We start from the raw sequence: 9,412 nt of genomic DNA, 5'->3' as shown, positions 1-9,412 counted from the left end.
GTCGGCGGCGGCCCGGATGGCCCGCCAGGCGGACTCCGCGGCCTGCTGCTCCGCTTCCTTCTTGCTGCGGCCGGTGCCGGTGCCGTACGAGACGCCTCCGACGCGGGCGGCAGCAGTGAAGGTCTTCTCGTGGTCGGGGCCGGTCTCCGTGACCAGGTACTCGGGAACGCCGAGCCCCTCGGTCGCGGTGAGCTCCTGGAGACTGGTCTTCCAGTCCAGGCCGGCGCCCAGGTTCGAGGACTTCTCGATCAGCGGGTCGAACAGGCGGTGCACCAGCTCCCCCGCCGCGTCCAGACCCTGGTCCAGGTAGACCGCGCCGATCACCGCTTCGAGCGTGTCGGCGAGGATGGACGCCTTGTCCCGGCCGCCCGTGCCCTCTTCACCCCGGCCGAGCCGGATGAAGGAGCCGAGGTCGAGCCCACGGCTCACCTCGGCCAGCGCGCGCGAGTTGACCACCGCGGCCCGGAGCTTGGCCAGCTGGCCCTCCGGGAGGTCGGGGTGGACCCGGTACAGCGTGTCCGTGACCACCAGGCCGAGCACGGAGTCCCCGAGGAACTCCAGCCGCTCGTTGGTGGGCAGACCGCCGTTCTCGTACGCGTAGGAACGGTGGGTCAGCGCACGCACCAGAAGGGCGGACTCGAGCTTGTACCCGAGCCGCCCTTCCAGAAGCGTGTGGGACGAGGCCGTGTCCGCCTTCTTGGCGTGTGACATGGAGCCTCTCACCAGCCGCTCAGACCTCGAGGACCTGGCGCTTGTTGTAGGTGCCGCAAGACGGGCACGCGATGTGCTGCTGCTTGGGCTCGTGGCAGCGCTCGCACGACACCAGGGTGGGGACCGCAGCCTTCCACTGCGACCGGCGGTGGCGCGTGTTGCTGCGCGACATCTTCCGCTTCGGAACAGCCACGGCTACTTCTCCTGCTTCTCGTCGGCGCGTGCTGACTGAGGCGCGCCGCCGCTCATCTCGTCCTTCTCGCCGGGTTCGAGTGAACCTGCGAGTCCCTGCAGAGCCGCCCAACGGATGTCGACGGCGTCATGGTGGTGGTCCGGGTCGTCCGCCAGCCGCACCCCGCACTCGGGGCACAGACCAGGGCAGTCTTCCTGGCACACCGGCTGCATCGGCAGTGCGAGTACCACCGCGTCACGCAGCACGGGCTCGAGGTCGAACATGCCGTCCTCGAGGTGAAGAGTGTCCTCGTCGTCCTCGGCGTCGTCGCCGGCGTCCGCCTTGGGGCGGCCCCGGTCGTCGGCGTCAGGGTACGAGAACATCTCCTGGAAGTCCGCGACGAGCTGACGCTCGAGCGGCTCCAGACACCTTACGCACTCCCCCTCGGCCTTCGCACGGGCGGTCCCCGTGACGAGGACGCCCTCCAGGACCGACTCCAGGCGGAGCTCGAGCTCCACCGGCCTGCCCTCCGGCACACCGATGACGTCGGCGATGCCGAGGTCGCGAGGCGCGTCGACCGTCCTGGTCAGGCGCCGCAGCGCACCGGGCCGCCGCCCCAGCTCATGCGTGTCGAACACGAGAGGGTCGCGGTGGTCGAGGCGGGCGTTCTGAGCCATTCCAGCCTTAGATCTGCGAGGTGAAGAGGGGGGAATCGCGCCCAGAAGGCACGACCGAAGAGCCAGGATACTGGACGTTTCGGCCGGGACCCAACCGGCCCCCCCTCGACCTCCTTCGGCCGGGGGCCGCGGGCACCGCCCGCGGCCCTGTCCGGGGCTACTGCCCGCGGCCCTGTTCGTAGGCCCGCAGCTGCTCCGGGGTGATCATGCCCGTGTCGAAGAAGCTGGTCTCGTCCAGCGCGCGGGCCGGGGCGGGCGCCCCGTAGGCGTCCTGCGGGCCGTAGTCCTGCTCGTATCCCTGCTGCGTCTGCTGCGCGTGCTGCTGGGGCTGCTGGGGCTGCTGCCCGTAGGCCGCGTACGGGTCCGCCTGCTGGTAGTCGTAGCCGTACCCCTGCGAGTGCTGCGGCTGCTGCTCGTAGCCGCCGTAGGACGCCGTGGCCGGCTGGGGCTGCTGGTAGCCGTACGGGTCCTGGGCCGTCTGCGGCTCGTACGCGGGCTGGTGCCGGGGCTGCTCGTACGGCGACTGCGGGTCGTACTGCGGCTGGGGCTGGTGCTGCGGCTGGTGCCGGGGCTGGTGCGCGGACGGCGCCTGCTCGGCGTGCCGGTCCGGCCGGCGGTCCGGGGCCTGCGCGGCGTCCGCGAGGCCGGCGAGGAAGTCCTCGTCGCTCTCGTGGGCCAGGGGCACGCCGTCCTCGCCCAGCGGCAGGTCGGCCAGCGCGTCCGAGGCGATCCGGCCCTGGAGCTTGTCGCGCCCGCGGCCGACCGCCTCCAGGGTCTTGGCGAGGACGGCCTCGAAGGCGCCCAGCTTGACGTCGACGTAGCTGTCGGCGTCCCGGCGCAGGGTCTCCGGGTCGTGGCTGCGCTCGGGGGCGTCCTCGTCCTCGTAGCCGTTCTCGTCCAGGCCGGGGCCGGTGCCGAGCAGCTTCTCGCGGCCGCGGCCCACCGAGCCGAGCGTCTTGGTGAGGACGACCTCGAAGTTGGCGAGCTTGGAGTCGACGTAGTCGTCCGCCTCGGCCCGGACCTCCTCGGCCTGCTGCTGGGCCTCGGCGAGGATCCGCTCGGCCTCCTGCTGGGCCTGGCGGGCGATCTCCGTGCCGGAGATCAGCGAGGCGCGCTCGGCGTGGGCGCCCTCGACGATCCGGTCGGCCTCCTGGCGGGCCTGCTGGACCATGGTCTCGCGGCCGCCGATCAGCTCCTGCGCCTGCGCCAGCGAGCCGGGGAGGGCCTCACGGACCTCTTCGAGCATGGCGAGGAGTTCGGCGCGGTTGACCACGCACGAGGCCGACATCGGCATCGACCTGGCACCTGACACCATGCCGACGATCTCGTCGAGCTTGTTCTGCACGTCCACCTGGACTCGCCACTCTCTACAGCTGGTTGGAGACGGACGGGACGACTGTACGGCGACCGCGGCCCCGTCCGACACGGATGACGGGACGTCGCTGCGTCCCCGGCGCGTCGGCGCCGAAAACGCTCAGCTCCGGCGCAGCCGCTCGGCCAGCGCCGTCAGGACGGTCGGCGGGACCAGGTGGGCCACGTCGCCGCCCCAGGCCGCCACCTCCTTGACCAGCGAGGAGGAGAGGAAGCTGTACGTGGGGTTGGTGGGGACGAAGAGGGTCTCCACCCCGGTGAGGCCGTTGTTCATCTGGGCCATCTGCAGCTCGTAGTCGAAGTCGCTGACGGCGCGCAGTCCCTTGACGATGGCGGGGATGTCGCGCTGCTTGCAGAAGTCGACCAGCAGGCCGTGGTGGGACTCGACGATCACGTTCGAGCAGTCGGCGGTCACCTCGCGGATCAGCTGGATCCGCTCCTCGACGCTGAACAGGCCCTTCTTGTTCTGATTGATCATCACGGCCACGTAGACCTCGTCGTACAGACGGGAGGCTCGGGCGATGATGTCGAGGTGTCCGTTGGTGATGGGGTCGAACGACCCGGGACAGACGGCGCGGCGCACGTGAGATCCCTCGCTCTCCGGTCCGGTCATGGCGCGTCCTCGCTGGTGGAGGCGGCGTGACCGTACCAAAAGGTGCCTTCTCCGTAACGGCGGGACCTCAGGGGCGCGAAACCCCTCGGCCAGCTGAACTCGCCGCCTCTGGTGCTGCGCTCCACGGTGACGAGCGCCTCCTCGGCGAGCCAGCCTCCGGAGCGGAGTGTGAGGAGAATCTCGCGGAGATCGTCGTCGGTGACGGCGTAGGGCGGGTCGAGGAAGACCAGGTCGTAGGGGGCGCCGGCGGGCGCTGCCTGGATCACCTGCTCGGCCTTGGCGTTGCGGACCTCGGCGCCGGGCAGGCCCAGCGAGCGGACGTTCTCACGCACCGTGCGGGCGGCCCGGCCGTCGGCCTCCACCAGCAGGGCGTGGGACGCGCCGCGGCTCAGCGCCTCGAGGCCGACGGCGCCGGAGCCGGCGTACAGGTCGAGGACCCGCTCACCCTCCAGGGGGCCGCCGAGCAGCGCCTCCCAGGTGGAGAAGAGGCCCTCGCGCGCCCGTTCGGAGGTGGGACGGGTGCCGTTGCCCGGGGGCACGGCCAGACGGCGTCCACCCGCCGTCCCGGCGATCACGCGGCTCACTGTGTTCCTTAGGGCTCGGTCCGCCCCCCGGGGCTCACTCGGCGAGCCGTGAGGGAGACGGTGCGGACAGGTCGTGCGCTCCACAGTCTCTCAGCCCTTCTCCAGGTACTGCTCCCGGTCCTCGTCGAGGAGGGCGTCGAGGGCGGTCCGCAGGCCCGGGTGCGCGCTCAGGTCCGGGTCCCCGGCCACCACGGCGGCGGCCTCCTCGCGCGCCTGGGCGATGACCTCCTCGTCGTCGATCACCGCGAGGACCCGCAGCGAGGAGCGGGCGCCGGACTGGGCCTGGCCCAGCACGTCACCCTCGCGGCGCTGCTCCAGGTCGATCCGGGAGAGCTCGAACCCGTCGAGGGTGGCGGCCACGGCGCCGAGCCGCTGACGGGCGGGGCTCGCCTCGGGCGCCTCGGTGACCAGCAGGCACAGGCCGGGGGCGGAACCGCGGCCGACCCGGCCGCGCAGCTGGTGGAGCTGGGAGACGCCGAACCGGTCGGCGTCCATGATCACCATGGCGGTGGCGTTGGGGACGTTCACGCCGACCTCGATCACCGTGGTGGCGACCAGCACGTGCGTCTCCCCGGCGGCGAAGCGGCGCATTACGGCGTCCTTGTCGTCCGGGTGCATCCTGCCGTGCAGCACCTCGACGCGCAGTCCGGCCAGCGGGCCCCGGGCCAGCTGCTCGGCGACCTCCAGGACGGCGAGCGGGGGGCGGCGGTCGGCCGTCTCGGCCTCCTCCTTCTTCTTCCGGCCCTTCGGGTCGTCCTCCTCGTCCCCGATGCGCGGGCAGACCACGTACGCCTGGTGCCCGGCCTCCACCTCCTCCCGGACGCGGTCCCAGGCGCGGGCCAGGAAGTGCGGCTTGTCGGCGGCCGGCACCACGTGGCTGGCGATCGGCGAGCGGCCGGCGGGGAGCTGGTCCAGGACGGAGGTCTCCAGGTCGCCGAAGACGGTCATGGCGACCGTCCGCGGGATCGGGGTGGCCGTCATCACCAGCAGGTGGGGCGGCTGCTTCCCCTTGCCGCGCAGGGCGTCGCGCTGCTCCACGCCGAAGCGGTGCTGTTCGTCGACGACGACCAGGCCGAGGTCGTGGAACTGCACCTTGTCCTCGATCAGGGCGTGGGTGCCGATGACGACGCCGGCCTCGCCGGTGGCCAGGTCGAGCAGCGCCTGGCGGCGGGCGGCGGCGCCCATGGAACCGGTGAGCAGCACGACCTTGGTGGCGTGCTCGGCTCCGCCCAGCATCCCGCCCTGGGCGAGGTCGCCCATCATCTCGGTGACCGAGCGGTGGTGCTGCTGGGCCAGTACCTCGGTGGGCGCCAGCATGGCGGCCTGGCCTCCGGCGTCGACCACCGCGAGCATGGCCCGGAGCGCCACCAGCGTCTTCCCCGATCCGACCTCTCCCTGGAGGAGGCGGTGCATGGGGTGCTCGGCGGCGAGGCCGTCGAAGATCTCCCGGGAGACCTTCCGCTGGCCCTCGGTGAGGGTGAACGGGAGGCGGTCGTCGAAGGCGGCGAGGATGCCGTCCGGCTGCGGTCTCCGGGGGACGGCGGGGAGCTGGGCGTCGTCGTGCCTGCGGCGGGCCAGGGCGACCTGGAGGACGAACGCCTCGTCCCACTTCAGGCGGGAGCGGGCGTCCTCGACGTCGGCCGGGGTCTGTGGGCGGTGGATCTTGAGCAGCGCCTCGGGGAGGGGGACCAGGCCACGGCCCTCGCGCAGGCCGTCCGGGAGGGGGTCGACGGCCTCCTGGGCGCTGGGCAGCACCGTCTGGACGGCCTTGGCCAGCTTCCAGGACTCCAGCTTGGCGGTGGCCGGGTAGATCGGGATGAGTGCCCCGGCCCAGCTGTCGACCGTCTCCGCGGCGCCCTCGCCGCGCAGCGGCTCGTAGGCGGGGTGGGCGAGCTGGAGCCGCCGGTTGAACACGGAGACCTTGCCGGCGAAGAGGGCACGGGTGCCGGGGAGCAGCTCCTTGTGCGGTTTGTGGACGCCGTTGCCGAAGAACACCAGCTGGAGACGGCCGCTGCCGTCGGTGATGGTGACCTCCAGCCGCTGGCCCTTGCCGCGTGGGGCGCGGCTGGAGGCGAAGGTGTGCAGCCGGGCGTCGGCGACCTGGGCGACCACGGTGACGTGCTCGTCCATGGGGAGGTCGGCGAGCCGGGTGAGCCGGCCGCGCTCCTCGTATCTACGCGGGTAGTGGTGCAGCAGGTCGCCCACGGTGTGCAGGCCGAGGTTCTCGGCCATCACCTTCGCGGTGGCGGGGCCGAGCACCTTCTTCAGGGGTTCTTCCAGTGCGGGCACGCCTTCCATTCCACACCACGGGTGCGACAGCGTTGCGGAATGCCTGTGGAAACTCCTGGTCAGGTGTGTTCTTCAGCTCCTAGGATGGCGCGTCCGGCCACCACTGACCCGCGGTCCACCGCCCCACACGGTGCCGCCCGACCCCGCGCCGTTCCGCTGTCTCCCCCACCGGCGCCGTGACGATGGACTCCCAGACCTCGAAGCCGTCCCAGCCCGCTCCTTCCGCCCCGCACTCCTTCCAGGTCGACCTGCGCGGCCTGGTGGACCTGCTCTCCCACCACCTGTACTCCAGTCCCAAGGTCTACCTGCGCGAACTGCTGCAGAACGCCGTCGACGCCGTCACCGCGCGGCGCGCGGAGGACCCGGACGCGCCGGCCCGCGTGCGGCTGCACGCCGAGGGCGGGACGCTGCGGGTGGAGGACACCGGCGTCGGCCTCACCGAGGAGGACGTCCACAACCTGCTGGCCACCATCGGCCGCAGTTCCAAGCGCGGTGACGCGGCCTCGCTGGAGTCGGCCCGCTCCGGGTTCCTGGGGCAGTTCGGCATCGGTCTGCTGGCCTGTTTCCTGGTCGCCGAGGAGATCCGGGTGGTCAGCCGGAGCGCCCGGACGCCCGCCGCTCCGCCCGTGGAGTGGCTGGCCGCCGACGACGGCTCGTACACCGTGCGGACGCTGCCGGAGGAGGCCCGCGCCGAGCCGGGCACCACCGTGCACCTGCGGGCGCGTGCCGGGGCGGCGCAGTGGCTGGAGGAGGAGCGGGTGCTGAAGCTGGCCCGCGGCTTCGGTTCGCTGCTGCCGTACGACGTGCGGGTGAACGACGAGGCGGTGACCGACCTGCCGGCGCCGTGGGACCGGGCGTACCAGAGCCCGGCGACCCGGCGGGTGGCGCTGGCGCGCCACTGCGACGAGCTGTTCGGTTTCACGCCGCTGGACTCGATCGACCTGGACGTGCCGGTGGCGGGCGTGCGGGGTGTGGCGTACGTGCTGCCCGCCGCGGTCAGCCCCGCCCAGCGGGCCGGTCACCGGGTGCACCTGAAGGGCATGCTGCTGACCGACCGGGCCGACGAGCTGCTGCCGGACTGGGCGTTCTTCGTCCGCTGCGTGCTGGACACCGACACCCTGCGGCCGACGGCGTCGCGCGAGTCGCTGTACGAGGACGAGACCCTGGCGGCGGTGCGGGAGGCCCTCGGCGAGCGGATCCGGTCGTGGCTGACCGGGCTGGCGGCGGGCGACCCGGACCGGCTGACGGCCTTCCTGGCCGTGCACCACCTGGGCGTGAAGGCGCTGGCGCGGCACGACGCCGAGATGCTGCGGGTGATGCTGCCGTGGCTGCCGTTCGAGACCACCGACGGGCGGCTGTCCCTGGAGGAGTTCGCCCAGCGCCACAAGGTCGTGCACTACACGCGGACCGTGGAGGAGTACCGGCAGGTCTCCGCGATCGCCTCGGCGCAGGGCGTCGGTGTGGTCAACGGCGGCTACACCTACGACACGGAACTGGTGGAGGCGCTGCCGTCGGTGCGGCCGGGGACGGTGGTCGCCGAGCTGGACGCGGACGTGGTGACCGCGCACCTGGACTCGGTGGACCCGTCGGTGGAGCTGGCGCTCTCGCCGTTCCTGGCGGCCGCCCGCGCCCGGCTGGACGGGCTGGGCTGCGACGTGGCGCTGCGGGCGTTCCATCCGGTGACGGTGCCGGCGCTGCACCTGGACGACCGCTCCGCCCGCCACGAGCAGGCGCGGGCGGAGGCCGAGGACCGCGCCGACGACCTGTGGTCGGGGATCCTCGGCTCGCTGCGGGGCGGGGCGCCGCGGGCGCGCCTGGTCCTCAACCACCTCAACCCGCTGATCCGGCGCATCGGTTCGCTGACCGATCCGGAACTGATCGGCACGGCGACGGAGTCCCTGTACGGGCAGGCCCTGCTGATGGCGCAGCGCCCGCTGCGGCCGGCGGACACCGCGCTGCTCAACCGTGCGTTCCTCGGCCTGCTGGAGTGGGCCACGCACGGCGACGCCACGCACGGCGACGACCCCGAGGAGGACGTCCGTTGACTTCCGTGACCGGTCTGGACGAGTTGCGCCGCGCGATCGCGGAGAACGGTGAGCGGCCGGAGGGGCCGGCGCGCAACGCGCGGGCCGAGCAACTGCTCGCGGACGCCGAGTCGTTGGGCCTGCCGCTGGCCGTGATCGAGGCGCTTGGCCACCAGCTGATCGTCTACAACTACAGCTCGGAGAAGGACAAGGCGTTCGTGCCGTTCGCCCGGCTGCTGCGGATGTGGGACGAGCGGCCGGAGGACTTCGACGCGTACGAGACGCATTCGTTGTTCTGGCGCTTCAAGTGGATGTCGACGGGCATGCTGGGCCAGCCGCACATCCCGCTGGACGCGATGGAGAACTGGCTGGAGGAGATGGAGCGCCGCTACCGGCTGGCGGGCCACTCCGAACGGGCCGTGCGCTCCTGCGAGTTCCACGTCGCCAGCCACGTCGGCGACCTGGAGCGCGCCGAAGTGGCCTACGCGGCCTGGCTGTCCGCCGACCGTGACCGGATGGCGGACTGCTACGCCTGCGAGTTGCAGGGCCAGGGCTGGTGGCAGGTGATCCGGGGCCGGGACGAGGAGGCGCTGGAGGTGTGGGCACCGGTTCTGGAGGGCCGGTTCACCTGCGCCCACGAGCCGCACAACGTGCTGGCGTCCTCGCTGCTGCCGCTCCTGCGGCTGGGCCGCCTCGGCGAGGCGAAGGCCAACCATCTGCGGGGCTTCCGGCTGGTGCGGGCGACGGAGAGCATGCGTGCCTCCTACGCCGAGCACGTCGAGTTCTGCGCGTTGACGGGGAACGAGGCGCGGGCGCTGGAGCTCCTCGCGCAGCGGCCGGCGTACTTCACCGACGACGGGCACCCGTCGAGCAAGAAGGACTACCTGGCCGTGACGGCCCTGCTCATGGACCGGCTGGTGGCGCTGGGGATGGGCGACCGGCAGGTGCCGGGGCCGGCCGGCCGCGACTGG

8 protein-coding genes and 1 pseudogene are annotated in these 9,412 nt (G+C 72.5%); 2 read left to right on the top strand and 7 right to left on the bottom strand.

What is annotated here, in order from left to right; all coding sequences use genetic code 11:
- From rnc to recG, 7 genes are all read right to left on the bottom strand, one after another.
- Positions 1 to 711: ribonuclease III (rnc, locus tag HW445_RS09705; RefSeq protein WP_180220623.1), on the bottom strand; the 711-nt coding region annotated here is incomplete at its 3' end.
- A gap of 19 nt (positions 712 to 730) precedes the next feature.
- The gene (rpmF, locus tag HW445_RS09700) at positions 731 to 904 is read right to left on the bottom strand and encodes a 50S ribosomal protein L32 (RefSeq protein WP_052859918.1); all 174 of its coding nucleotides are present in this window, start codon (positions 902 to 904) and stop codon (positions 731 to 733) included.
- Positions 905 to 906: 2 nt separating this feature from the next.
- Positions 907 to 1,560 carry a DUF177 domain-containing protein gene (locus tag HW445_RS09695; protein WP_151775447.1) on the bottom strand — a complete coding sequence of 218 codons (654 nt, stop codon included), beginning with the start codon at positions 1,558 to 1,560 and terminating at the stop codon, positions 907 to 909.
- 157 nt (positions 1,561 to 1,717) lie between these two features.
- Complete coding sequence (locus tag HW445_RS09690) at positions 1,718 to 2,911, bottom strand: ATP synthase F0 subunit B (RefSeq protein ID WP_180220622.1); 1,194 nt, start codon at positions 2,909 to 2,911, stop codon at positions 1,718 to 1,720.
- Between the two features lie 123 nt (positions 2,912 to 3,034).
- On the bottom strand, positions 3,035 to 3,514 hold the full coding sequence (gene coaD, locus HW445_RS09685; protein WP_180220625.1) for a pantetheine-phosphate adenylyltransferase: 480 nt from the start codon (positions 3,512 to 3,514) through the stop codon (positions 3,035 to 3,037).
- Positions 3,515 to 3,540: 26 nt separating this feature from the next.
- A complete protein-coding gene (rsmD, locus tag HW445_RS09680) occupies positions 3,541 to 4,128 on the bottom strand; it encodes a 16S rRNA (guanine(966)-N(2))-methyltransferase RsmD (protein WP_180220621.1) in 588 nt (195 codons plus the stop codon).
- 90 nt (positions 4,129 to 4,218) lie between these two features.
- Positions 4,219 to 6,426, bottom strand: coding sequence for an ATP-dependent DNA helicase RecG (gene recG / locus HW445_RS09675; RefSeq protein WP_180220620.1), 2,208 nt, complete (start codon positions 6,424 to 6,426; stop codon positions 4,219 to 4,221).
- A gap of 173 nt (positions 6,427 to 6,599) precedes the next feature.
- On the opposite strand from recG, the gene HW445_RS09670 reads away from it, so the two are divergent.
- Together HW445_RS09670 and HW445_RS09665 are read left to right on the top strand one after the other, a co-directional pair.
- A complete protein-coding gene (locus HW445_RS09670) occupies positions 6,600 to 8,462 on the top strand; it encodes an HSP90 family protein (RefSeq protein ID WP_180220624.1) in 1,863 nt (620 codons plus the stop codon).
- Positions 8,459 to 9,412: pseudogene (locus HW445_RS09665) on the top strand (tetratricopeptide repeat protein); the annotation flags it as partial. The gene HW445_RS09670 and the pseudogene HW445_RS09665, both read left to right, overlap by 4 nt.

Origin of the sequence: Streptomyces sp. UH6 (genome assembly GCF_013421635.1) — a bacterium.
Classification (GTDB): Bacteria; Actinomycetota; Actinomycetes; order Streptomycetales; family Streptomycetaceae; genus Streptomyces; species Streptomyces abyssomicinicus.
This window is presented reverse-complemented; position numbering and strand designations above follow the sequence as displayed.

Bases quoted from the DNA above. Each gene is read 5' to 3' on its own strand.
- HW445_RS09670 (WP_180220624.1), top strand. From the start codon at position 6,600: ATGGACTCCCAGACCTCGAAGCCGTCCCAGCCCGCTCCTTCCGCCCCG.
- HW445_RS09695 (WP_151775447.1), bottom strand. From the start codon at position 1,560: ATGGCTCAGAACGCCCGCCTCGACCACCGCGACCCTCTCGTGTTCGAC.
- recG (WP_180220620.1), bottom strand. From the start codon at position 6,426: ATGGAAGGCGTGCCCGCACTGGAAGAACCCCTGAAGAAGGTGCTCGGC.